The 23386-nt window shown below is 64.3% G+C and carries 25 protein-coding genes and 1 pseudogene; 10 read left to right on the top strand and 16 right to left on the bottom strand.

Going from position 1 to position 23386, the window contains the following annotated elements; translation table 11 throughout:
* Positions 1 to 5: 5 nt before the first annotated feature.
* Positions 6 to 647: a hypothetical protein gene (locus RFN28_RS25700; RefSeq protein ID WP_320289978.1), complete on the bottom strand. Its 642-nt coding sequence runs from the start codon at positions 645 to 647 to the stop codon at positions 6 to 8.
* 394 nt (positions 648 to 1041) lie between these two features.
* Complete coding sequence (locus tag RFN28_RS25695) at positions 1042 to 1224, bottom strand: hypothetical protein (RefSeq protein ID WP_320289977.1); 183 nt, start codon at positions 1222 to 1224, stop codon at positions 1042 to 1044.
* A gap of 243 nt (positions 1225 to 1467) precedes the next feature.
* On the opposite strand from RFN28_RS25695, the gene RFN28_RS25690 reads away from it, so the two are divergent.
* On the top strand, positions 1468 to 2250 hold the full coding sequence (locus tag RFN28_RS25690) for a glucose 1-dehydrogenase (RefSeq protein ID WP_320289976.1): 783 nt from the start codon (positions 1468 to 1470) through the stop codon (positions 2248 to 2250).
* 41 nt (positions 2251 to 2291) lie between these two features.
* Here the strand turns inward: RFN28_RS25690 and RFN28_RS25685 are convergent, their stop codons facing one another.
* The 3 genes from RFN28_RS25685 to RFN28_RS25675 all read right to left on the bottom strand — a co-directional run bounded on the left by RFN28_RS25685 (position 2292) and on the right by RFN28_RS25675 (position 4598).
* Positions 2292 to 2756, bottom strand: coding sequence for a DoxX family protein (locus tag RFN28_RS25685; protein ID WP_320289975.1), 465 nt, complete (start codon positions 2754 to 2756; stop codon positions 2292 to 2294).
* A 358-nt stretch (positions 2757 to 3114) separates the two neighbouring features.
* The gene (locus RFN28_RS25680) at positions 3115 to 3576 is read right to left on the bottom strand and encodes a tetratricopeptide repeat protein (protein ID WP_320289974.1); all 462 of its coding nucleotides are present in this window, start codon (positions 3574 to 3576) and stop codon (positions 3115 to 3117) included.
* Between the two features lie 50 nt (positions 3577 to 3626).
* Entirely contained in the window at positions 3627 to 4598 is a 972-nt protein-coding gene (locus RFN28_RS25675; RefSeq protein WP_320289973.1) for an MBL fold metallo-hydrolase, read from the bottom strand.
* A gap of 313 nt (positions 4599 to 4911) precedes the next feature.
* On the opposite strand from RFN28_RS25675, the gene RFN28_RS25670 reads away from it, so the two are divergent.
* Positions 4912 to 5907: a transporter gene (locus RFN28_RS25670; RefSeq protein WP_320289972.1), complete on the top strand. Its 996-nt coding sequence runs from the start codon at positions 4912 to 4914 to the stop codon at positions 5905 to 5907.
* 109 nt (positions 5908 to 6016) lie between these two features.
* Here RFN28_RS25670 and RFN28_RS25665 read toward each other — a convergent pair whose 3' ends face one another.
* From RFN28_RS25665 to cysS, 9 genes and pseudogenes are all read right to left on the bottom strand, one after another.
* Positions 6017 to 6703: a glutathione S-transferase family protein gene (locus RFN28_RS25665; protein ID WP_320289971.1), complete on the bottom strand. Its 687-nt coding sequence runs from the start codon at positions 6701 to 6703 to the stop codon at positions 6017 to 6019.
* 66 nt (positions 6704 to 6769) lie between these two features.
* Positions 6770 to 7699 (bottom strand): EamA family transporter RarD, encoded by a 930-nt coding sequence (gene rarD / locus RFN28_RS25660; RefSeq protein ID WP_320289970.1) that lies wholly within the window; start codon positions 7697 to 7699, stop codon positions 6770 to 6772.
* A gap of 132 nt (positions 7700 to 7831) precedes the next feature.
* Positions 7832 to 9448, bottom strand: a complete 1617-nt coding sequence (gene cimA / locus RFN28_RS25655; RefSeq protein ID WP_320289990.1) for a citramalate synthase — start codon at positions 9446 to 9448, stop codon at positions 7832 to 7834.
* Positions 9449 to 9645: 197 nt separating this feature from the next.
* Positions 9646 to 10614, bottom strand: coding sequence for a prolyl aminopeptidase (gene pip / locus RFN28_RS25650; RefSeq protein ID WP_320289969.1), 969 nt, complete (start codon positions 10612 to 10614; stop codon positions 9646 to 9648).
* Positions 10611 to 11087 carry a GFA family protein gene (locus RFN28_RS25645; RefSeq protein WP_320289968.1) on the bottom strand — a complete coding sequence of 159 codons (477 nt, stop codon included), beginning with the start codon at positions 11085 to 11087 and terminating at the stop codon, positions 10611 to 10613. The genes pip and RFN28_RS25645 overlap by 4 nt, the downstream gene beginning before the upstream one ends.
* The gene (locus RFN28_RS25640) at positions 11084 to 11575 is read right to left on the bottom strand and encodes a GFA family protein (protein WP_320289967.1); all 492 of its coding nucleotides are present in this window, start codon (positions 11573 to 11575) and stop codon (positions 11084 to 11086) included. The genes RFN28_RS25645 and RFN28_RS25640 overlap by 4 nt, the downstream gene beginning before the upstream one ends.
* Positions 11576 to 11596: 21 nt before the next feature.
* Positions 11597 to 11982, bottom strand: a pseudogene (locus RFN28_RS25635) (VOC family protein).
* Positions 11979 to 12386: an endonuclease domain-containing protein gene (locus tag RFN28_RS25630; protein WP_320289965.1), complete on the bottom strand. Its 408-nt coding sequence runs from the start codon at positions 12384 to 12386 to the stop codon at positions 11979 to 11981. The pseudogene RFN28_RS25635 and the gene RFN28_RS25630 overlap by 4 nt, the downstream one beginning before the upstream one ends.
* 271 nt (positions 12387 to 12657) lie before the next feature.
* Positions 12658 to 14109, bottom strand: a complete 1452-nt coding sequence (gene cysS, locus RFN28_RS25625) for a cysteine--tRNA ligase (protein WP_320289964.1) — start codon at positions 14107 to 14109, stop codon at positions 12658 to 12660.
* A gap of 436 nt (positions 14110 to 14545) precedes the next feature.
* Here cysS and RFN28_RS25620 point away from each other — a divergent pair, with 436 nt between their 5' ends.
* Positions 14546 to 14701, top strand: a complete 156-nt coding sequence (locus RFN28_RS25620; RefSeq protein WP_096874974.1) for a hypothetical protein — start codon at positions 14546 to 14548, stop codon at positions 14699 to 14701.
* A gap of 119 nt (positions 14702 to 14820) precedes the next feature.
* Here the strand turns inward: RFN28_RS25620 and RFN28_RS25615 are convergent, their stop codons facing one another.
* Positions 14821 to 15582 (bottom strand): SOS response-associated peptidase, encoded by a 762-nt coding sequence (locus RFN28_RS25615; RefSeq protein WP_320289963.1) that lies wholly within the window; start codon positions 15580 to 15582, stop codon positions 14821 to 14823.
* Between the two features lie 121 nt (positions 15583 to 15703).
* On the opposite strand from RFN28_RS25615, the gene RFN28_RS25610 reads away from it, so the two are divergent.
* The 4 genes from RFN28_RS25610 (at position 15704) to RFN28_RS25595 (ending at position 18240) form a co-directional block, all read left to right on the top strand.
* The gene (locus RFN28_RS25610) at positions 15704 to 16129 is read left to right on the top strand and encodes an NUDIX hydrolase (protein ID WP_320289962.1); all 426 of its coding nucleotides are present in this window, start codon (positions 15704 to 15706) and stop codon (positions 16127 to 16129) included.
* Between the two features lie 71 nt (positions 16130 to 16200).
* Positions 16201 to 16578, top strand: coding sequence for a TIGR02301 family protein (locus RFN28_RS25605; RefSeq protein ID WP_320289961.1), 378 nt, complete (start codon positions 16201 to 16203; stop codon positions 16576 to 16578).
* A 393-nt stretch (positions 16579 to 16971) separates the two neighbouring features.
* On the top strand, positions 16972 to 17229 hold the full coding sequence (locus tag RFN28_RS25600) for a hypothetical protein (protein ID WP_040972051.1): 258 nt from the start codon (positions 16972 to 16974) through the stop codon (positions 17227 to 17229).
* A gap of 213 nt (positions 17230 to 17442) precedes the next feature.
* Positions 17443 to 18240 (top strand): hypothetical protein, encoded by a 798-nt coding sequence (locus RFN28_RS25595; RefSeq protein ID WP_430678855.1) that lies wholly within the window; start codon positions 17443 to 17445, stop codon positions 18238 to 18240.
* Positions 18241 to 18246: 6 nt separating this feature from the next.
* On the opposite strand, the gene RFN28_RS25590 is transcribed toward RFN28_RS25595, so the two are convergent.
* Positions 18247 to 19578 carry a dihydroorotase gene (locus tag RFN28_RS25590; protein ID WP_320289960.1) on the bottom strand — a complete coding sequence of 444 codons (1332 nt, stop codon included), beginning with the start codon at positions 19576 to 19578 and terminating at the stop codon, positions 18247 to 18249.
* A gap of 84 nt (positions 19579 to 19662) precedes the next feature.
* Between RFN28_RS25590 and ygfZ the strand changes: the two genes are divergently transcribed.
* The 3 genes from ygfZ (at position 19663) to RFN28_RS25575 (ending at position 23371) form a co-directional block, all read left to right on the top strand.
* Positions 19663 to 20526 carry a CAF17-like 4Fe-4S cluster assembly/insertion protein YgfZ gene (gene ygfZ / locus RFN28_RS25585; RefSeq protein ID WP_320289959.1) on the top strand — a complete coding sequence of 288 codons (864 nt, stop codon included), beginning with the start codon at positions 19663 to 19665 and terminating at the stop codon, positions 20524 to 20526.
* Positions 20526 to 21164 (top strand): YfbR-like 5'-deoxynucleotidase, encoded by a 639-nt coding sequence (locus tag RFN28_RS25580; RefSeq protein ID WP_320289958.1) that lies wholly within the window; start codon positions 20526 to 20528, stop codon positions 21162 to 21164. Before ygfZ ends, RFN28_RS25580 begins: the two co-directional genes overlap by 1 nt.
* A 65-nt stretch (positions 21165 to 21229) precedes the next feature.
* The gene (locus tag RFN28_RS25575; RefSeq protein ID WP_320289957.1) at positions 21230 to 23371 is read left to right on the top strand and encodes a putative bifunctional diguanylate cyclase/phosphodiesterase; all 2142 of its coding nucleotides are present in this window, start codon (positions 21230 to 21232) and stop codon (positions 23369 to 23371) included.
* Positions 23372 to 23386 lie beyond the last annotated feature (15 nt).

The following is a 23386-nucleotide window of genomic DNA, read 5'->3' as shown; positions in this document are numbered from 1 at the left end:
GGCATCTACCCGCGACCGAAGAGACGGCCGAAAATGCCCGGGCGTGGCGCACCGCTATAGCGCTCGGGCAGAGGGCGAGTGAGCAGGAACTGTTCGTGGCCCTCGACGGTCTCGGTGCCGCAATAGCTGCATTGCAGCGAACGGGCCAAAGGAACGATTTCCTTCAACACCGCCCCAAAGCCTTCTCCGTCGATCGGCACGTTCTTTGTCATCCGCAATTCACGGGAGAACGCCTCGAAGCCGAGGAAGCGATAGCCGCGCTTTTCGAGCTCGGCGCACAGCTTTTTCAGTGCAGGCTCCGCGCCCCAGAACTCGAAGCGCGTTGGCCGGATGCGGGTGGCCGCGGCGATATCCAGATTGAGGTCGCCAATCCACTCGGTGGGAAGAATGAGCGGCGCCACCGCGGCAAGCGAGTGCTGTTCAATGGCGAGTGGAAAGGCTAGCGCCTCGGCGGCGGCGTGGGCTATCCGCTCGAAGCCGGCGACGTCTTCGGTCGTAAAGTAGAAATCCCTGCGCCCCTCACCATGCTGCTCCGCGATATAGCAGGCCGGGCAATTTGCACTGGCCAGATCCTCGCAAAGCCTTTCGAGAAAGGCGTAGTTCCGGGTCGATCCCTTGGGCGTCAGCAGAGCGTCGCGCGGCGTCAATTCTTGGCGCGCGGGGTGAGCTTCAGGAGCAGGATCGGATGCGAAGCGGCAGCCCGCAGAAGCTCCATGTTCACTCGCGTATGGATGAACAGCTCGCCGCCATCGGGGCGAAAGCGCAGGAGACGCGATGCGGTTCCGCCTCGCGGATAACCTCTTCCGTCTCATCGTTGGATATCTGTTCGCCGGTGACTGCGAATTGAAGCAAAGCCATTGCCTACCCCCCTGTCCGCCGGGCGCGCCCGGTGGACAGGCATCTTGCCAGTTCACGAGGCCGCAGCCCAGTCCTCACGGCCAGGCGCGTTGCATTGCGTCGAGAGCCAGGCGCTCAGCGGTAGCGCCGCCAGCAGCGCAAGGCGCACCCCAGTTACAGGGACGCGCCAAGGCCTAGCTGGAACTAGCGGCGCTCCGGCAGCAACCGCAGGACAAAGCCAACGATCAGGCCGAGCACGAAGCCGAGCGGGCCGGTGATGAAGATGCCGAGCAGCGGACCCTGGTTTGCCTCAGGCGTGAAGATGACCGGGCCGACGAAGCCGCCGAGAAAGCCGATGATGCCGAGTATCGCGCCCCATTTGAGCATCACTTCCCCCATAGCTGGCGCCCACTGCAGCAGATTCCCGCATACGAGCCAAGCTCTCGCATTAGCATTGCCTCAAACAACACAGCGGACGCGGGCATCCTCGCAGGTATCGGAGATCCGGATCCATGCCGCCTTCGACACGCTAACTTCGAGGCCACAGGCCGGCCTTGCGCTTCATCAAGCCACGCGGCACGCTGGTGACGGTCGGCGGGCTTGCCGGCGACAGATCGATGAAGGTGCAAATTGCGTTCGACTGACTATCTCGGCCGCCTGTTCGGCCTCGAAGGCAGGCATGCCTTCATCACCGGCGCCAGCCGCGGGCTGGGGCTTGCCTTCGCGGAGGCGCTTGCCGGCGCCGGGGCGCGCGTCACGCTCGGCGGCCGCAAGGCGGAAGAGCTGAAGGCTGCCGGCGACAGACTGCGCTCCGAGGGCCACAGCATCGCCGAATCGGTGATCGACGTGACCGACACGCTGTCGGTCGATCAGGCGATCGCGGCGGCCGAAGCCGGCACCGGCCCGATCGACATACTAGTCAACAATGCCGGCATCCAGCGCCGCGCGCCGCTGGAGACCTTCAGCGACGCCGACTGGGACGCGCTGATGGCCACGAACCTCGACGGCGTGTTCAAGGTGAGCCGGGCGGTTGTGAAGGGCATGATCGCGCGCCGCAAGGGCGCGATCATCAACGTCTCCTCGGTGCAGAGCGTGCTCGCCCGCCCCTCGATCGCCCCTTACGCGGCGAGCAAGGGCGCGATCACCATGCTGACCAAATCGATGGCCGGCGAATGGGGCCAGCACGGCGTGCGCGTCAACGCGATAGCGCCCGGCTATTTCAAAACCGAGCTCAATGCTGCGCTCGTCGCCGACGAGACATTCTCGGGCTGGCTCACCGGCCGCACGCCAATGCGGCGCTGGGGCGACGTCGAGGAACTGGCCGGTGCCGCCGTGTTCCTGGCCTCCGACGCCGCAAGCTTCGTGACGGGACAGACGCTCTTGGTGGATGGCGGGATAACGAGCGTGTTGTGAGGGGTGCGGCGCCTTTGCACCAGCAAGCTGGCCTACCCCAGCTACGAGTGCGACTCGGCAGGATCGACCTTGGCGCCTTCGCCACCCCTGCCCCTCATCCCGATCAGCACCCTGTCTACCGACAGCCGCCCCGCGCCGCTGAGCGCCAGGATAAGCATGCCGCCGGCGATCGCCAGGTCCTTCTCGAAATGCAAGAGCTCGTTCTGGCTGGCGAAGTTGGTGTGGAAGAGGCTTGCCGTCATCAGGCAGAACAGGCCGAGCGCTACCGCGCCGAGCCGCGCCACGATGCCGAGCGCGACCGACAGGCCGGCGCCGAGCTGCAGCGCGATGGTGGCAAAAAGCAGCGGCGTGCCGACGCCGAGCGCGGCCATCGCCTTCTGAGCACCCTCGAAATGGGTGGCAAGCTGCAGCCCCTCATGCACAAAGATCAGGGACAGGAGCAGGCGGCCGGCGAGCAGGACCGCGTCACGGATATGAAGCTTCTCGGCGAGTTCGGTCGGTGTCATGGTCGGCTCCAATAAAGTTGGCTTCAGCAGAAATTCGGAGGCGGTGCCTGCACTGAAACAAGGCAATCGCATTTGACGATTCCCCCCGGCGTCGCTGCCCCTCACCTGCCTGCCGGCATCCTCTCCCCGTATAGTGACGGTGAGAGGGGAGCTCTCGCCGACCGTTTCGCCAATCGCAAACGTGGCAGGAAAGGCGCCGAGGTCGCGATCAGCCTCCTTCTCCCCGTCACTATACGGGGAGAAGGTGCCGGTAGGCGGATGAGGGGGCAGCGCGGACCTCTGCGGTTGGCCGCGTTTCCGAATGCCGGTTGCTTCGCGACACAGCCTCCCCCACTTCGCGTGCGAGGAGCGCGGCGCCCTACTTCGTCGCCTTGGTGTCGATGGCCTGCTTGAGGTCGGAAAGCTCCTCGCAGCCTGCCGGGCAGAGCTTTTGCAGCGAGGCGAGCTGCTCGTTGGCCTTGCCCATGTCGCCGGTCTCGACATAGAGCTCGCCGAGATATTCGTGCGCCGCCTTGTGGTTGGGCTTAAGCTCCAGCGCCTTGGCGTAGTAGGTGAGCGAGGTCTGGTAGTCGCCGGTCTTTCGCAGCGTGAAGCCGAGCAGGTTGTAGACGTCGGCCTGCTGGGTGTCCTGCGCGAGGTCGCGCAGGTCGGCCAGCGCGCCCTTGTAATCCTTGGCGTCTATCTTGGCCTTGACGGCGGTCAGGTCCGGCGCGTCGGCGCCTTCGATGTCGTCCACGGCATAGGCCGGCACGGCAATCGCGATCGGGGCCGCGGTCAGTACCGCTATGGCGCCGAGCACCGCGAAAAGTGCGTGTTTCATTGGCGTTGTCTCTTTCTTCTCAGAATTCGATTCAGATCCTCGATTAGGGATCAGATCTGGGTTGGGGTGAAGGCGTAGGCGTTGCCGTCCTTGACGAAGCTGCCGGTGCCGGGGAACGGGAAGTGCGAGCCGCAGATGCGGACATTGTCGGCAATCACCTGGTCGATGATCTTGTGGCGCGTGGTTATCGCCATCGGCCCGTCCTGGTCGTAGGCGCCCTGCCATTCGGGATGCGGGGCAAGCAGCGCCGGCACATACATGGTGTCGGCGGAGACCAGGAACTGCTCGGAGCCCGCATCGACATGGTAGACAGAATGGCCGGGCGTGTGGCCGGGTGCCGCCATGATGCGGATGCCGGGCACCACGTCAGCGCCGTCGTCGACCAGCTTCCAGTTCTTCCATTTCGGAAAATTCTCGGCGATGCGCTTGCCCGCGGGCTTGCGGCCTTCGGGCAGCTTGGCGAGCCGGCTGGGGTCGGTCCACCAATTGTACTCGGCGGCGTTGACGATCAGCTCGGCATTCGGGAACACCGGCGCATTGGTGCCCTTCTCCATCAGGCCCCAGACATGATCCGGGTGGAAATGCGAGATCATGATGGTGTCGATCGCCTTGTAGTCGATGCCGGCCGCCTTCATGTTGGCCGGCAGATGCGTGGCGTTGGCCTGCCACTGGCCGACGCCGGAGCCGGCATCCATCATGATGGTGCGGCCGTTCATCTGCAGAACGACGACGGTGAGCGGGATCGGCATGAAGTCGGTGGTGAGACCGGCCTTGGCGAGTGCGGCCTTGGTGTCGTCGACGGACACGTCCTTGATGAAGGCAGGGTCGTGGGGCTTGCGCCAAATGCCGTCATAGACGGCAGTGACCTCGAGCGTGCCCACCTTGTATTTGTAGAAGCCGACCAGCGGCTCGACCGGGGTCTCGGCCAGGGCGGCGGGGGCGAATTCCAGCTTGCCGGCAATGCCGAAGGCGGCCGCGGCCGCGGCGGATCCAAGCACCATGCGGCGTGTCATGTTGAACATCGGAAGTCTCCTCTAGTGGCTGCGTGTAGCGGTGGGCTCCATGGAGCGAGCATTCCTCCGGGCTGGCGGCGCGAGGCCCGGGAGGGTTCGCCTCCTACACAGCAAGACCCGGAAGGCCCGGGCTTTATTCCCGGACGGACGAAGAATTTTTGAGAAGCGCGGAAAGAGGTCTCGACGCGGAACGACCGCCGAGATCAGGTCGCGGGCCTGCCCGCAGTCACCAAACTGTCACACGAAACTCGGGCGCGCGTGCTAGAAACTTCGCCCGGCCGCCCCCCCCCGCGACCCCGCATCAACAGCCGGCGACGCCGCCATGAACATCGCTGTCCCCAACGAAGGCACTGATCTCTCGCCCTATTTGCCCGACGAGCATGGGCTGTTCTTCGTCTATCACTTCACCTCGGACGGCCTGCGCACCAAGGACCCGGCCGAGGCGCATTGGACGTGGCGCAGCTACCAGATCACGGACATGCGCGCGCGCCAGGAGATCGGCGGCGAGCAGGCGCTGCCGGCGCCGGTGCGCGAGGCTTTCCTGTCGCCCAGTCATGGCTGCCACATCGATTTCGAGGACGACTTCCTCTACGGCGACCTGCCGGACCTCAGGCACGACTTTGCCGAGGCGCGCGGGCTCACGCATTTCCGCTTCGCCTTCAACGAGACAATGCTGATCGGCGCCCGCAAGCAGCCGCTGGAGTCGGTCGACAGGATCCGCAAGCTGGTCGAGAGCGGCACGCGCAAATTCCGCTCTCCGGCCGAGCTGATCGAGGCGGTGATGGGCCAGTCGCTCGACGGCATGTCGGGCGAGCTCGACAAAATGGGTGATACGCTCGACGGCATCGAGGACCGCATCGTCTGCGATGCATGGCACAATGAGCGCCAGGCGTTGGTCGACGCGCGCCGGCACCTGGTGATCATCCACCGGCAGATGGCGACGCTCACCAACCTCTTCCGCCATCTCGACCATTCGCACCGCGACGACCTGCCGGATCCGATCAATGACATGGCCACACGCCTCTCGCACCGGGCGCACACGCTGCACCACGACGGCGAGCAATTGCAGGCGCGCACCCGGCTTTTGCAGGACGAGCTGATGGCGAAGCTCACCGAGCAGTCGAACCAGCTGCTCTACATCCTCTCGGTCATGACGGCGGTGCTGTTGCCGACGACCATCATCTCCGGCCTGTTCGGCATGAATGTCGGCGGACTGCCGCTGGTCGACACGCCGATGGGGTTTTGGCTGGTGACGGCGGTTTCAGTCATCGTCGCCGGCATCGTCTATATGATCGTGCGACGGCTGGGGCGCGCGTGAGCGCTAAAGCATGTCTCCCGAAAGTGGGAACCGGTTTCGGGATAAAGACACATGCGTAAAATCAAAAACCTAAAGCGCATGGAGCGAATCTGAAAGATCGCGACGCGCTTTAAGCGGTGGTGCGAAAGTCCTCGATGATGGTGCCGGCGGCGTGGACTTCCGCCTCGTGGTCGGGCTCGCGCCAGGTCTCGGCAAGGCCGGCCGCGTACCATTCGCGCATGGCCGGCAGATCGAGCAGCCGCTTCGGATAGGCAGCGGCCGCACTTTCGAAAGTCAGGCCATAGGACTGGGCCCGGAACGCCACCGGCGCAAAGAAGGCGTCGACGGCGCTGAAGCGGTCGCCGGCCAGGAACGGACCGCCGAAACGGGCAAAGCCGTCGTTCCAGAGGTCGCCAAGGCGGAAGAGGTCGTGATTCAGCGCATCGGACATGGGGAACGGCTCGACGCGCACGCCGCAGCTCATCGGGCAGAGGTTGCGCAGCGCGGTGAAGCTCGAATGCATTTCGGCGGCGGCCGAGCGCGCCCAGGCGCGCGCCCTGGCGTCCGCCGGCCAGACACCCTGATGGCGCTCGGCCAGATATTCGACGATCGAGAGCGAATCCCAGACCGCCCAGCCGTCGTCGACCAGGCAGGGCACGCGGCCATTCGGCGAGAACGACCGGAAGAAGCTGAAACTCGATCCGGTCGGGAACGGCGTCAGCCGCTCCTCAAAGGGAATGCCCTGGGTACGCATTAGCACCCATGGCCTGAGCGACCAGGACGAATAGTTCTTGTTGCCGATATGCAGCACGTACATCGGATACCTCTCCCCGTTTGACACAAATCCGGACGGAAAACCGCGTCACACTTTTCCTGGAATTGCTTACCTCGTTGCGGGCGCCGGCTGGCGGACCTCGCGGCCCCTGAACATCGACCAGCTATACATCGCCAGCGCCGTCCAGATCAGCGCGAAGGCGCTGGCCTGGATAGTGCCGAACGGCTCGCCGAAGATCAGCACGGCGATCAGGAACACCATAGTCGGCGCGATATATTGCATGATGCCGATGGTGGAGAGGCGCAGCAGCCTGGCGCCGAAGGCAAAGAGCAGAAGCGGCACCGCCGTGATCGGCCCGCAGCCGATCAGCAGCGCGGTGTCCTTTGCGCTGCTGGAGATGAGATGATCCTGCCCGGTGGCGATCAGATAGGCGATATAGCAGAGCGCGGGCACCGACAGCAAAAGCACCTCGAGCAGGAAGCCCTGGCTCGGACCGATCGGCAGCGTCTTGCGGAAGAAGCCGTAGGCGGCGAAGGAGAAGGCCAGCGCCAGCGACACCCAGGGCAGCTTTCCGGCGTCGATGGTAAGCACCGCCACCGCGATCGCGGCCAGCGCGACCGCCGCGATCTGCAGCCGGTCGAGCCGCTCGCCGAGCAGCACGGCACCGACGACGACGCTGACCAGCGGGTTGATGTAATAGCCGAGCGCGGTCTCGACGGTGCGATCGACCGCGATCGCCCAGACATAGATGCCCCAGTTGATCGAGATCAGTACCGCCGTCAGCGCCGCCATGGCGATGCTTTTCGGCGTGCGGATCGCCACCTTGAAATCGGCCGTGCGGCCGGCCCAGACCAGCACGTAGGCTGCGATCGGCACCGACCAGACGACGCGGTTAGCGATCACCTCAGCGAGCGGCAGATGCGCCACCGCCTTCATGTAGAAGGGCAGAAGCCCCCACAAAAAATAGGCGCCGAGCGCCAGCAAGAAGCCGTGGCGGGCCTTGGCGTTTGCATCGAGCGGAGCTGTTTCGGTGATCATGGCCCAACGCTATGGCCCAGCGATGCGTCCAAGACCATCGCAAAATTATGATGGATCAATGGACTTTTGGTGATGGTTCAAACAGGCGGGACGCTGTTTCCTCGCCCCACGAAGTGGGAGAGAGGAAGGGCGCTACTCCGCCGCTACCAGCCCCGCCATCTCGCGGTTCTTCATCAGCTTGTAGACGATGGAATCCATCAGCGCCTGGAAGGAAGCATCGATGATGTTTTCCGAGACCCCCACGGTCCACCAGCGGGCGCCGGTGGAATCGTGCGATTCGATAAGCACCCGGGTGATGGCCTCGGTGCCGCCGTTGAGGATACGCACCTTGAAGTCGGCGAGCTCGAGGTCGACGATCTCGCTTTGGTACTTGCCGAGGTCCTTGCGCAGCGCGATGTCGAGCGCGTTGACCGGGCCGTGGCCTTCGGCCACCGACATCTTCTCCTCGCCGTCGACCATCACCTTCACGATCGCCTCGGAGACCGTCTTCAGATTGCCGTTGGCGTCGAAGCGACGCTCGACCATGCAGCGGAACGAGGTGACGGTGAAGAACTCCGGCAGGCCGTGCAGCATCTTGCGGGCGAGCAGCTCGAAAGATGCGTCGGCGCCCTCATAGGCGTAGCCTTCGGCTTCGCGCTCCTTGACGACGGCGATCAGCGCGTCGAGCCGGTGATCGTCCTTCGGCACATCGATGCCGCGCCGCTTCAGCTCGGCGAGGAAGTTGGCTTTGCCGCCCTGGTCGGAGACCATGACGCGGCGGCGGTTGCCAACCGCTTCCGGGGGTACGTGCTCGTAGGTCGCCGGCTCCTTGGCGAGCGCCGAGGCATGGATCCCGGCCTTGGTGGCGAAGGCGGAGGAGCCGACATAGGGCGCCTGCGCTTCCGGCGCGCGGTTCAGCAATTCATCGAAGGCGCGGGAGAGCCGTGAGATACCGGTCAGCGCCGCGGCCGAGATGCCGGTTTCGAAGCGGTCTGCGAAGGCGGGCTTCAGCGCAAGTGTCGGGATGATGGAGATCAGGTTGGCGTTGCCGCAGCGCTCGCCGATGCCATTCAGCGTGCCCTGGATTTGGCGCACGCCGGCCTCGACGGCGGCGAGCGAATTGGCCACCGCCTGGCCGGTGTCTTCATGGGCATGAATGCCGAGGTGTTCGCCAGGAATGCCGCCGGCGATCACCTTTTCGACAATGGCGCGCACTTCCGAAGGCTGCGTGCCGCCGTTGGTGTCGCACAGCACCACCCAGCGCGCGCCGGCATCATATGCGGTCCTGGCGCAGGCCAGCGCGTAATCAGGATTGGCCTTGAAGCCGTCGAAGAAATGCTCGCAGTCAACCATCGCTTCCTTGCCGGACGCCACCGCCGTCTCGACCGAGACCTTGATCGCTTCAAGGTTCTCCTCGTTGGTGCAGCCGAGCGCCACGCGCACGTGATAGTCCCAGCTCTTGGCGACAAAGCAGATCGCGTCGGATTTCGACTGCACCAGCGCCGCAAGCCCCGGATCGTTGGAGGCCGAGACCCCTGCCCGCTTGGTCATGCCGAAGGCGACGAATTTCGCGCTATCCGTCCGCTTCTCCTGAAAGAAGGCGGTGTCGGTCGGGTTGGCACCGGGATAGCCGCCCTCGATATAGTCGATGCCGAACTCGTCGAGCAGCTTTGCGATCGCGATCTTGTCCTCGACCGAAAAGTCGATGCCCGGCGTCTGCTGGCCGTCGCGGAGGGTGGTGTCGAAGAGGAAAAGTCTTTGTTTTTTCATGATGGCAAGGCGCTTGAGCACCCCCCTCTGTCCTGCCGGACATCTCCCCCGCAAGGGGGGAGATCGGCAGCTTTGCCGACGGCACTCGTCTTGCAACGTCGGCGATTGGCGAAAGCGAAGGCGACATCCATTCTCCCCCCTTGCGCGGGTGATGACCGGCAGGCCAGAGGGGGGTGGGACGGAACGCCGTACATCGACTAGTTTTTCCCCGCAAACTTATCCGTCGCCCGGATCAGCCGGTCCAATATCCCCGGCTCCGAATAGGCGTGGCCGGCGCCCTCGATCAAATGGAAATCCGCCTTCGGCCAGGCCTTGTGCAGCGCCCAGGCGTATTTCGCCGGGCACGGCATGTCGTAGCGGCCGTGGACGATGGTGCCGGGAATGTCCTTGAGTTTCCAAGCGTCGCGCAGCAGCTGCCCCTCCTCCAGCCAGCCGGCATGGACGAAATAGTGGTTCTCGATGCGGGCGAAGGCCAGCGCATAATCGTCCTGGCCGAAGGGCGTGCTGGTCTCAGGTTCCGGCAGCAGCGTGATCGTCTCGCCTTCCCAGATGCTCCATGCGCGGGCGGCCTCCGCCTGCGCCTTGCGGTCGGTGCCCACCAGCCGCTTGCGGTAGGCGGCCATCATGTCGCCGCGCTCGGCCTCGGGGATAGGCGCGAGAAAACGCTCCCACTTGTCGGGGAACATCTCGGAGACGCCGAACTGATAGTACCATTCGAGCTCGGCGCGGGTGAGCGTGTAGATGCCGCGCACCACGAGCTCGCTGACACGCTCTGGATGCGTCTCGGAATAGGCGAGCGCAAGCGTCGAGCCCCAGGAGCCGCCGAAGACCAGCCATTTGTCGAAGCCACACATTGTGCGCTGGCGCTCGATGTCGGCGACCAGATGCCAGGTGGTGTTGGCTTCCAGCGAAGCGTTGGGCGTCGACTTGCCGCAACCGCGCTGGTCGAACAGGATGACATCATAGAGCTTCGGGTCGAACAGTCGCCGGTGTTTCGGCGAAATCGTGCCGCCCGGGCCGCCATGCAGGAACACGGCGGGCTTGGCGCCCCTGGTGCCGCACCGCTCCCAGTAGATGGTGTGGCCGTCGCCGACATCGAGCATACCGCTCTCGAACGGCTCGATCTCCGGATAGAGCCTGCGCAAGGAACTGCTGTGGATCGTCATAGTTTCAGGCCCTGCTGCGGCCAGTTGGCCGTCTCGTGATCGGGGTGCTGGAAGGAGATGATCTGCTCCTGCCGTCGATAGTAATCGGGGTCGTCGAGGATCGGCGCCTCGAAGATTTTCTCCACCCAAGGAAGGCGAACCGAGTAGTTGACCTGGATCTGCGGCGCGAGGTCCGAGCGGTCGTCGAAGGCGCCGATGGCGATCTCCAGCCTGCCGGGCTGGCGGTAGGTCAGCGGCGTGCCGCAGCGGGCGCAAAAGCCGCGATCGATATTGACCGAGGACTGGAAATAGCTCGGCTCCTCATGGGTCCATTCGACGCCTTCCGTCGGCACCGCCACCAGCGCGCCGAAGAAATTGCCGAACTGTTTCTGGCACATGCGGCAATGGCAGATGGACGGGCGTCCAAGCTTGCCGTGGATGCGGAAGCGCACTGCGCCGCACTGGCAGCCGCCTGTTCGAACTTCGTCTGTCATGGTCTTTCCTCCGGCGGCCATTGGTCGGTGTCGTGATCGGGATGCTGATAGGAGACGAGCTCGGCAAGGTAAGGCGCCGACGAGACATCGCCCATCGTCTCCTCGGACGGCAGGTTCGGGATGCCGTCGACATAGGGAAGCTTCGCCTCGACGCCCCATTGGATGGTCGGCGCGATCCCGGCCGGATCGTCGAAGGCGGCGATCGCCAGCGCCACGCCATCCGGTGCCTCGAAGGTCAGCGGCGTGCCGCATTCGGCGCAGAAGCCGCGCCAGGCTGCATTGGACGAGCGGAAGCGTTTCGGCTCGCCGCGCGTCCAGTCGAGCCTGGCGCCGCGCACCGAGACCAGCGGCAGATAGAAATTGCCGCTCGCCTTCTGGCACATGCGGCAGTGGCAGACCGATGCATCGCCGAGCGCGCCCTCGACGCGGAAGCGCACGGCGCCGCACTGGCAGCCGCCAGTATAGACCGGCCGGTTATCGAGGCTCATCGCTCGCTCCGATTCTTAGGCTCACTCCGGATCATGGCACACCGCCTCGACATTGTTGCCGTCGGGATCGAAGACGAAGGCGCCGTAGTAGTTGGGGTGATAATGCGGACGCAGTCCCGGCCCGCCATTATCCTTGCCGCCGGCGGCGAGCGCCGCCGCATGGAAGGCATCGACCTCGGTGCGGCTGCGCGCGGTGAAGGCGATATGCTGGTGATCCTTCGGTTCTCCTTGCCCGCACTTAGCCAGAACACCGGCCGGTCGCGGCCATAGCCGCCGACCTTGGCGCCGCCGGTATATTCCTCCGGCACCATGTAGAGCAGCGAAGCGCCCAGCGGCGCCATCGCCTTGTCGTAGAAGGCCTTGGACTTTTCGAAATCGGAAACGCTGATGCCGAGATGGTCGATCATGGAACGAGCTCCTCCTCCGTCGGTGGCGCGGGCACGTCAGCCACGGCCAAGCTGGCCGCAATGACGATGTGCTGGCAGACATTGTCGATATCGCGGATCACGTCGTGGTTCCAGAAGCGCAGGATGGTCCAGCCGCTGGCGCCTAGATAAACGCTTTTTGTTCCGTCACGCCGTGAGTGTTCCGCGTCGGCATGCTGGCTGCCGTCGACCTCGACAATCAAACGATGGACCGAGCATGCAAAGTCAACAATATAAGGCCCTATCGGCACCTGCCGCCGAAAGCCCAATCCCATCAGCCTGTGAGCGCGCAACTCGTTCCAAAGCTTCAGCTCTGCATCGGTCATCGCGTGCCGCATGGACTTGGCGTTCTTGCGCTGACGGGATGGAACGAGGTCGTGACCCATGGCTACGCGACCCCACGCAGGAGGTTAGCGAAACCGAAAGCGAGAGCTGATCTCCCCCCTTGCGGGGGAGATGTCCGGCAGGACAGAGAGGGGTACTGTCGCGCCGACGTATCCATTGGAGATCGATGACCTTTCAGGAAATGGTTATTGCCGGGAAGGGCATTCGGGAACGTCGGCGTTCCTTCACACCCCCCTCTGTCCTGCCGGACATCTCCCCCGCAAGGGGGGAGATTGGCCGTCACGGGCGCTTTCGCCAATCGCCCAGGATCGCTCACCGCTTGATCTCCCACGTCGTCACGCGTCCGCCTGTGACCGGGTCCTTGCCGTCCTTGAGCTGGACGCCTTGCGCCAGCAACTCTTCGCGCACGCGGTCGGCCTCGGCCCAGTTCTTCGCCGCGATCAGCGCCAGGCGATCGGCAATGGCCTTGGCGATCGCGGCCTCGTCCACATCGGCCGCGCCGACTTCGAAGCCGAGAAAGGCGAGCGCCGCCTTCAGCGACGCGGCGGCGGCGTTCTCTCCGGTGCCGCTGTATTCGCTCGCCTCGCCGGCGAGCTGCGTCAGCCGCTGGAAGGCGGCGTAGGTGGCGAGGTCGTCGGACAAAGCCTCCACCATGTCGGTCGGCAGATCCTTTGCCGCTTCCGACGCAAGGTCCGCCGCGCGCTTCCATTTGCGCAGCGTGTTCTCCGCCTCCTCCAGCTTGCGCACCGAGAAGTCGATCGGCTCGCGGTAATGCGTCATCAGCATCGCCAGCCGCAGCACCTCGCCCGGCCAGGTGCGGCCGCCAAAAGTCTTCTCCTCCAAGAGTTCATGGATCGAGTAGAAGTTGCCGAGACTCTTCGACATCTTCTGGCCCTCGACCTGCAGGAAGCCGTTATGCATCCACACATTGGCCATGACCTTCGTGCCATGGGCGCAGCGCGACTGGGCGATCTCGTTCTCGTGGTGCGGGAAGATCAGGTCGAGCCCGCCGCCATGGATGTCGAAGACCTCGCCGAGATAGGCGGCCGACATTGCCGAGCATTCGATATGCCAGCCGGGCCGGCCCCTGCCCCACGGGCTTTCCCAGCCGGGCTCTTCCGGATTCGACAGTTTCCACAGCACGAAATCGCCGGGGTTCTTCTTGTGCGCGTCGACGGCGATGCGGGCGCCGGCCTGCTGCTCGTCGAGATTGCGCTTCGACAGCTCGCCGTAATCCGGCATCGAGGCGGTGTCGAACAGCACCTCGCCGCCGGCGACATAGGCATGGCCGCGCTCGATTAGCTGCGCGATCAGCGACAGCATGTCGGCCTTGCCGTCGGCGCGGGGCGCGACGAATTCGGTGGCGCGCGGCTCGAAGGTCGGCTCCAGGCAGCCGAGCGCCTTGACGTCTTTGTGATACTGGTCGGCGGTCTTTTCGGTGACGCGCCGGATGGCATCGTTCAGCGAGAGCTTTCCGGCCGCGATCTCGTCGCCGAAATCGCGGAGCGCCCTGGTGTTGATCTTGTCGTCGACGTCCGTGATGTTGCGCACATACGTGACGTGGCTTTCGCCGTAGAGATGACGCAGCAAACGGAACAGCACGTCGAAGACGATCGCCGGCCGCGCATTGCCGATATGGGCAAAGTCGTAGACCGTCGGGCCGCAGACATACATGCGCACGTGGAGCGGATCGATCGGAACGAAACGCTCCTTCGCCCGCGTTAGCGTGTTGTAGAGGCTGAGGCTCTTCGATGCGTCAGACATGCGGTCCCGGTCCTTTGGTTCTTTGTTTGAGCATGACCTTATCCGAAAACCGGCTTCCACTTTTCGGGGTCATGCTCGGGCTGAAACCAGGCTTGCGCCAAGGCGCAAATCGGGCTCCAGCCTGCTGGCCGGGGCGTTTGTCCAATCTGGGGAAAGATAAGGCGAAAACGTCCGGACCAGCGCGAGGCTAGCCAATAATGCAAATGCCACAAATGGCGAAAGACGTTTTCATGGGCGGCTTTATCGCGCCCGCCGGTGTTGCCGTCAAGTCGCTGCAGTCGGGAAAGACGTCGTCGGATCACAGGTAAAAACGGGCCGAAACATTTTATTAAACATGTCGGCACAGTGATGAAACATTCTCGGGCTAGACCGCCAAAACGACACGATTTGGTCCGAATCGACCATCAAACGCCGACACGTACCAGGGAAGAGAACAATGCCACGAAGCAAGCAGGAACAGAGCCGACCGCCGCAACAGCCGCTCACCAAGCACTACCGCGCGATCGGTCCGGCGGCCATCGTCGCAGCCCTTCTTCACACTGCGAAGAAGAAGAAGCCGGCGCAGAAGATCGTTTCGCCGCGCGCCGCCTGAAAAGGCACGACCGGCGCGGTCTTCGATCATAAGAGCGCCGGCGATGAGGGTGCCCAAGCGCACCTCTTAGTTGAGCATGATCTTGCCCGAAAACCGGTTCCCACTTTTCGGGATCATGCTTAGAACAAGGTCATCTGGTTTTCGTCCGCGCCGGGCTTCTGGCGCCTGACCTTCTCGGGTTGCGGCCCGACGACGCCCCGCTCCTGAATCTCCGGCCCGGTGTTGGCGACCTTGTTGACAAGGTCGGAAACCGGGACAGCCTCGAAGAAATCGGGCTCGGCGGGCTTGAGGAGATTGAGCACGTCACGCGGCTCCTGCGTGCGGCAATCGAGCCAGCGGGCGAAGTCGCGTTCGTCTATCACCACCGGCATGCGGTCGTGGATATGGGCGATGCCGGCATTGGCCCGTGTCGTGAGGATCGCGCCGGTGTCCAACTCGGATCCGCCCGGCTCGGCATAGGTTTCGACCAGGCCGGCGAAGGCGATCACCCCGCCCCGGCGCGGCCGGATCCAGTAAGGCTGGCCCTTGGCGGCGCCGGACTGCTGCCATTCATAGAAGCCGGAGGCCGGCACCAGGGCGCGGCTGTGACGCATGGCGGTCTTGAACGAAGCCTTTTCCAGCACGCCTTCCGAGCGGGCGTTGAAGAGCAGCGGAAATTCCCTGGTGTCCTTGACCCAGGCCGGGATCAGGCCCCAGCGCACCAGCATCGCCTGGCGGTCCGGCAGGTTGGAGCCGGGCGCGCGCGGCGGACCGGCCAGCGCCATCAGTACCGGCTGCGTCGGCGCGATGTTGTAGCGGGCCGGAAACGCCTCCAACTCCGCCAGGCCGAGATGGGCGGCGGTCTGGTCCGGCGTGGCGGTCAAGGCAAAGCGTCCGCACATGAACTCGGCTCGTGGATCGGGACTTTTTCTCGAAGGTGGCGATGGAACGTGGCCCCTGCAACCGGTAAAACCAATCTTGGCCAGTCGGTCCACAACAGGTTGCGAGAACATTCGGCATTCCATGGAATCACGCAAGATCATCCCTGCCGTCTCCGTCGCCGTCGTGCGCGGCAGGACGGTGCTGCTGGTCAAGCGCGCACGTCCGCCCTCGCAAGGGCTCTATGCCTATCCCGGCGGCAAGGTGGAGCCTGGCGAGACGCTGGCGCAAGCGGCAGCGCGCGAGCTCGAGGAGGAAACCGGCCTCCGGGCCGAGGACTACCGCCCGCTGCGCGACATTCATATTGACGGCCGTGCTGAGAATCACGCGGTCGACTATCTGTTGACGGTGTTCGGCGCAGCCCATGCCGGCGGCGAGCCCGTGGCCAGCGATGACGCCGAGACGGCGGCTTTCTACACGCTCACCGAAATGGCGGAGCTGCCGCTGGCCGATGATGTGTTCTCGGTGGCGGATGAGTTGCTCGGCCCTGCGCAAGGCGCCAAGCAGTGACCACCAAGAATAGCCTTGCAGGCGCCAAAATGTTTCGCCACAAAGCCTTGCTCCTCCATTGCAAGGCCCTAATGACCCGCGCCTCTCCCCTCCTCGCCGCATGCCTTGCCATCAGCGTGGCGGTCTCGGCGCGGCCGGTGCTCGCCACCGAGGCGCCGTTCGAGCCGGGGCTGATGCGGCTCGCCGAGGTGCTGGGCTCGCTGCATTTCCTGCGCAATCTGTGCGGCGAGAAAGGCGACCGGTGGCGGGTCGAGATGGAAAAGCTGCTCGAATCGGAAAATCCCGATCCTGAGCGGCGCGCCCGCTTCATCGCCTCCTTCAACCGCGGCTACCGGTCCTTCAGCGGCACCTATACGCAATGCACGCCTTCGGCCACTGAAGCGATTGCCCGCTACATGAAGGAAGGCGAGACGCTGTCACGCGATATCGCTTCCCGCTACGGGAATTGAGTACCGCACTATTTGTGTTAGTGGCAGGGGTCAGCCCTGCCCTCATCCGCCTGCAGGCACCTTCTCCCCGTGAATGATGGGGAGAAGGAATGCCAACTTTCCCTCTCTGCTTGTCTCCCGCCGCGCCTACATGCAATGATGTGTTGCGCTTGTGCAACAATGTTAATGAAACGTTAGTGCACAAATGCGGAATTAACTCAAACTGAAGGTTTTGATGCCGCAAGCTGGTCTAATCGGCTAAGCTTGGCACGGATTGAGCGCAGCCTTACTCGAAATGTAGATCGCGACCCTAAAAATGTCGTATTTACAAATACTTATTCCGGGCTGCAGATGAACCGAAAGGTCGAGCCCCGATCCTCGTCGGATCGCCGCTTGAAAAAGGTGGACATCGCAATGGAACATGGTGTCAGCGACATCGACGCATTGGTCAGGGAAGAAAAGCGCCTGACCGCCGTCGAAAGCCACAGCGAAGCCTGGGCGGAAGGTTTGTCGGCCGGCATCGAGCCCGAGATCATCGCTGAAGCCGCCCTCGAGACTGCTTTCGGCGAAATGCTGCGCGCCAATGGCGAGACCTCGGCGCTCGCCCTGCTCGACCGCATGCGCGAAAAGGTGATCTCCGGCGCCTTCGAGCCGGAGCGGCTCAAGCACTAGGGCGTGTTGAGAGTCAGGTGATGCCGGCCTGACCTGAATATCAACACGCCTTCGCCCGCCCGCTTTCTGACAGCGACTTTTGACGGCGACGCGCCGTTTGGGCATCATGCCCACCGCCTAGCCATTTTTTTTTTCGCAATTCCGGGCGGAAAACCGTTACACACTTTTCCTGGAATTGCTCTAGCGAGCCCGGGAATCATGGAGAGGCAACGGGTGAAATTTTCATTAGCAGGGCGGTCACGCGCCTGGACAGTCGGCGCCTGGATCGCCGCGTCCTGCCTGGCGTTGCCGCTTGGCTTGTGCCTCGCCAGCACCCCTTCCTATGCGCTGAGCGAGATCCAGCGCGAGGACCTGCCTTCCCCTGTCGTGCCGCCCACCAATGACGGCACGGCCGCACCGGGAACCACCGTGCCGATACCGGACCCGCTCGGCAGCAAACCTTCCGACGGCAGCCAGCCCGCCGACGACACTGACAAGAGCGAGCCTGCGGCACCGTCCGGCAGCGGCGGCATCACCAGCCCGCGCGCCGATCCCGATCAACCGCCACCGCCGGTGGTCTACGACCTCGACAAGCTGCCGGATCCGGTCAAGCGCATGCACGGCCTGATCATCGAGGCCTGCAAGAGCGGCGACATCGAGAAGCTGAGGCCGCTGATCGGCTCGGGCGATGCCATGACGCAGCTGTCGCTCGGCGACATTGAGGGCGATCCGATCACTTTCCTCAAGGGCCTGTCCGGCGACAGCGACGGCCAGGAGATCCTCGCCATTCTGGAAGAGGTGCTCAGTGCCGGCTATGTCCATGTCGACACCGGCACGCCGCAGGAACTCTACGTCTGGCCGTATTTCTTCGCGCTGCCGCTCGACAAACTCGAGCCCAGGCAGCGCGTCGAGCTGTTCAAGCTCGTCACCGCAAGCGACTATGACGACATGAAGCAGTTCGGTGCCTATATCTTCTATCGCGTCGGCATCACGCCCACCGGCCAATGGCTGTTCTTCGTCGCGGGGGATTGAGGCGCGCTAAACCACCAGTGCCTCGGAAAACTCCACCGCCCTGCCCTGGCCGGGCGTGACGATCTCGCCCTCCCACATCACCCGGCTACCGCGCACGATGGTGCCAACCGGCCAGCCGGTGACTTGCATGCCGTCATAAGGCGTCCAGCCGGCCTTGGAGCCCGCCTGCGCGTTGGTGATGGTCTCGCGGCGCTTGAGGTCGACGATGGTGAAATCGGCATCGTAGCCGCCGGCGATGCGGCCCTTCCTCGCCATGCCGAAGATGCGCTGCGGGCCGTGGCTGGAGAGGTCGACGAAGCGCTGCAGGGTGAGCCGGCCGGCATTCACATGGTCAAGCATGATCGGCACCAGCGTCTGCACGCCGGTCATGCCGGACGGCGAGGCCGGATAAGGCTTTGCCTTCTCGGCCAGCGTGTGCGGCGCGTGGTCGGAGCCCAGCACGTCGACAATGCCTTGCGAAATGCCATGCCAGACACCGTCGCGGTGGTGTGCCGCCCGCACCGGCGGGTTCATCTGGATCAGCGTGCCCAGCCGCGCATAATCGTCCGCCGTCAGCGTCAGATGGTGCGGCGTCGCCTCGCAGGTGGCGACATCCTTGTGCTGCTCGAGGAAGACGATCTCCTCGGCCGTCGAGACGTGCAGCACATGGATGCGCGCGCGCGTTTGCCGGGCAATACGCACCAACCGCTCGGTGCAGCGCAGCGCCGCGATCTCGTCGCGCCAGACTGGGTGGGACGACGGATCGCCCTCCACACGCTCGCCAAGCCGCTCGCGCAGGCGGAACTCGTCCTCCGAGTGGAAAGCGGCACGGCGTCGTGTGTTTTTCAGGATCGAGGCGACGCCTTCGTCGTCCTCGACCAAGAGGTCGCCGGTGGACGAGCCCATGAACACCTTGATGCCGGCGGCGCCCGGCAGCCGCTCCAGCTCGCCGACATCGCCGGCATTGTCGCGCGTGCCGCCGACCCAGAAGGCGAAGTCGCAATGCATGCGGCCGGTGGCGCGCCCCACCTTGTCGGCAAGGGCGGCCTCGCTGGTGGTCAGCGGATTGGTGTTGGGCATCTCGAAGACGGCGGTGACGCCGCCCTGCACCGCCGCTCGGGATCCCGTCTCCAGATCCTCCTTGTGCTCCAGCCCCGGCTCGCGGAAATGCACCTGGCTGTCGACCACGCCGGGCAGGATATGCAAGCCCTTGCAGTCGATCGTCTCGCCGGCCGATGCCTGGCCGAGATCACCTATTGCCGCGATGCGCCCTGCCCGCACGCCGACATCGCGCCGGCCCTCGCCGTCATGGTTGACCACCGTGCCGCCTGTCAGGATGAGGTCGAAGGTGCTTGCCATGGCAGGTCCAATCTCTTGCGAGGGGAGTGTGGCCGGCTTACGTAATGACCATCATATTTGCAAGACCAGGCTGACTCCACGCTTATGCCCTTTGCCCTGCTGAAAGACCGAGCGATCATTTCCGTGTCAGGCCCGGATGCCGAGCATTTCCTGCAGAACATCCTCACCACCGATCTCGATATGCTCGGCGCCGGCGAGGCGAAGCCCGGCGCGCTGCTTTCGCCGCAGGGCAAGATCCTGTTCGACTTCCTGATCTCGCGCGCCGGCGAGAACGCCTTCCGGCTGGAATGCCGGGCCGACATCGCGGACGATTTCGTTCGCCGCCTGATGCTTTACAGGCTCAGAGCAAAGGCCGAGATTGCCAAGCAGGATCAATCACTTGTCACGGTCGTGTGGGGCGACGATTCAACCGCCTCACATTCTGATTCAACGGCGCTTGCCGATAGCCGCTTCCGCGATGTGGCAGTGCGGCGCGCCTATGGCGGCGCGGCACAGGGCGGCGGCGACGCCGACGCGTGGCAAGCGCTGCGTATCGGCAACGGCATCGCGGAGAGCGGTTCCGACTACCAACTGGGCGACGCTTTCCCGCATGACGTTCTGCTCGACGAGACCGGCGGCATCGGCTTCAAGAAAGGCTGCTATGTCGGGCAGGAAGTGGTCTCGCGCATGCAGCATCGCGGCACCGCGCGACGCCGCGTGCTGATCGCCGCTGCCGCCGGCTCGCTCCCCCCGGCCGGCACGGAGGTGACCGTCAAGGGCCGGCCCGTCGGCACTCTGGGTTCGGTAAGCGGCGGACGCGGCCTCGCCATCGCCCGCATCGACCGCGTCAAGGCAGCGCTTGATGCCTGTGATGCGATCATGGCCGGCGAGACAGCAATCATCCTCGCCATCCCGGCGTGGGCGAAATTCACCTTCCCGCAGGATGCGGTCAGCGCGGAGGAGGCCTGATGGCGGCCGATCGGGCAGGCGCGCCGCCGCGCGCCTGGCAACGCATGCTCTCCGGCCGCCGGCTCGACCTGCTCGACCCCTCGCCGCTCGACATCGAGATTGCCGATATCGCGCATGGGCTCGCCCGCGTCGCTCGCTGGAACGGCCAGACCAGCGGCGAGCACGCCTTCTCGGTTGCGCAGCATTCGCTGGTGGTCGAGGCACTGTTCGGTGAGCTTTCCCCTGCTGCCTCTGCCGAGGCGCGGCTGGCCGCATTGCTGCACGATGCGCCGGAATATGTCATCGGCGACATGATCTCGCCGTTCAAGTCGGTGATGGGCGGCTCCTACAAGGACTGCGAGTCGAGGCTGCAGCGCGCCATCCATCTGCGCTTTTCGCTGCCCGCGGAACTCAGCCCGGGCCTGCTCAAGGACATCAAGCGCGCTGACCAGATCGCCGCCTATTACGAGGCAACTTTGCTGGCAGGCTTCTCGACGGCGGAGGCGACCGAGTATTTCGGACGGCCGCGCGGCTTTTCCGCCGACCGCTTCGACTTCACGCCGCGCTCGGTGACCTGGGCGCAGGCGGCGTTTCTGAAGCGTTTCACGGCGCTTGAGTCGAAGCGGCAGACTTTTCCTGCCGCCAATTCAACTGTGTAAAAGAACGCTAAATTAACCCGTGACGGACACAGTAACGTGTTCAGTCACGGTCTGCAGGCGCGCTCATGCCCGTCGAACATGTCAAGACTGGTTCGGCCGCCAGCAGGCGGAAAGCAACCGGTATTGGCCCGGCTCGACGAATAGCGGAGGAACTGCGCGCGCAGAACGAGCGCTTCTCGGCCGCTGTCGAGAACATGTCGCACGGGCTGTGCATGTTCGACGCCGAAGAGCGGATGATCATCTGCAACCGAAACTACATCGACCTCTTCCGCCTCGACGCCAGGCTGATGAAGCCCGGCATCCGTTTCTTCGACATCCTGCAGCACAGTGTCGATATCGGCATCGCTTCGCAGAGCGCCGAGGAGCTTTATGCCATCCGCAAGCCCTATATCGACGGCGCCAAGCCCTCGACCTATGAGGAGACGCTGGCGGACGGGCGCATCATCGTGATCTCGCACCGGCCGCTGGCTTCCGGCGGCTGGGTGTCGATCTACGAGGACGTGACCGTGCAGCGGCGCGCCGAAGAGGAGCTGAAGGAGCAGCACCGCCGCTTCGACGCCGCTTTAGCCAACATGTCGCAAGGCCTGCTGATGTACGACGCCGACGGCAGGATGATCGTGCGCAATCAGCGTTTTCTGGAACTCTATCATGCCACCGCGGCCGATTTCCCGTTCGGGACGACGCATCGCGACGCTCTCGAACGGCTGTTGGAACTTGGCATCTACAGCAAGATCGACGTCGACAGCGAAGTCGCCAAGACCGCAGCCTGCCTGCGGGCGGGGAAGATGCATTCGACTTATCGCTATCTTGCCGACGGCAGAACGTTTCTGGTTGTCCGCCAGCCGATGAGCGGCGGCGGCTGGGTGGTCACCTTCGACGATGTCACCGAGCGTCGCCGCGCCGAAGAGCGCATGACGCATCTTGCGCATCACGACACGCTGACCAACCTGCCCAACCGCTCGATGTTCCGCGAGCGGCTGGACCAGGCGCTGAGCGAGACCAAGGCCGCGCCGCTGGCGATCCTCTCGCTCGACCTCGACCGCTTCAAGGCCGTCAACGACACGTTCGGACACCCGGCGGGCGACTGGCTGCTGAAATGCGTGGCCGAGCGCCTGCAGCGCTGCCTGCGCAGCGACAAGGATGTGGTGGCGCGTTTCGGCGGCGATGAATTCGCCATCATCCAGTTCAATCTCAGAGGCGCGGCCGATGCCGAAAAGCTTGCCAAACGCATCGTCGAGGTGATCGGTAAGCCCTATCGCGACAAAGGCCGCGAGATGCATGTCGGGGTGAGCCTCGGCATCGCGCTCTACCCCGGCGACGGGCAGGACGCCGATACGCTTTTGACCAATGCCGACATGGCGCTCTACAGGGGCAAGAGCGAAGGGCGCAATATCTTCCGCTTCTTCGAGCCCGGCATGGACGCCATGGTGCGGGAGCGCCGGGCGCTCGAAGCCGATCTCGAAGCGGCACTGCCCAGGCGCGAGTTCGAACTTGACTACCAGCCGATCCTCGACATCGCTTCCGGCGACATCGTCGGTGCGGAAGCGCTGATGCGGTGGCGCTCGCCGTCGCGTGGGCTGGTGTCACCGGAAGACTTCATCGCGGCGGCCGAGGAGACCGGGCTGATCGTGCAGCTCGGCGACTGGGCGCTGCGCAAGGCCTGCAGCGTGGCAGCGGGCTGGCCGCGGGACGTACGCATGGCGGTCAACGTATCGGCGGCCCAGATCAAGAGCGGCGGCTTCGCCCGCAGCGTGATTGCCGCGCTCGCTTTTTCCGGCATGCCGGCCAACCGTCTGGAACTCGAAATCACCGAAACGGTGATGATGGACGAGAGCGATAGCGTGCTGAGGACGCTCGGGCAATTGCGCGGGCTGGGCGTTCGCATCGCGCTCGACGATTTCGGCACCGGCTATTCCTCGCTCGGCTATCTCAGGCGCTTTCCGGTCGACAAGATCAAGATCGATCGCTCCTTCATCCGCGACCTCGACAAACGCGACACGGCGGCGATCGTACGCACGGTGATCGGGCTTGGGACCGAGCTCGGCATCACCGTCACCGCCGAAGGTGTCGAGACCGAAGCGCAGCTCGACATGCTGCGCAAAGCCGGCTGCGGCGAGGCGCAAGGTTTTCTGATCGGCGTGCCGGCCAAGGCAACCGAGATCAGCCGGCTGCTGCGTTCGCAGGAAAAGCTTCGCCGATCCGGCTGACGGCAGACGTTTCTG

Origin of the sequence: Mesorhizobium album (assembly GCF_033977205.1) — a bacterium.
GTDB classification, from domain to species: Bacteria; Pseudomonadota; Alphaproteobacteria; order Rhizobiales; family Rhizobiaceae; genus Mesorhizobium; species Mesorhizobium album.
The sequence above is the reverse complement of the archived record's forward strand: the minus strand, read 5'-3'. Positions and strand labels throughout refer to the sequence as shown.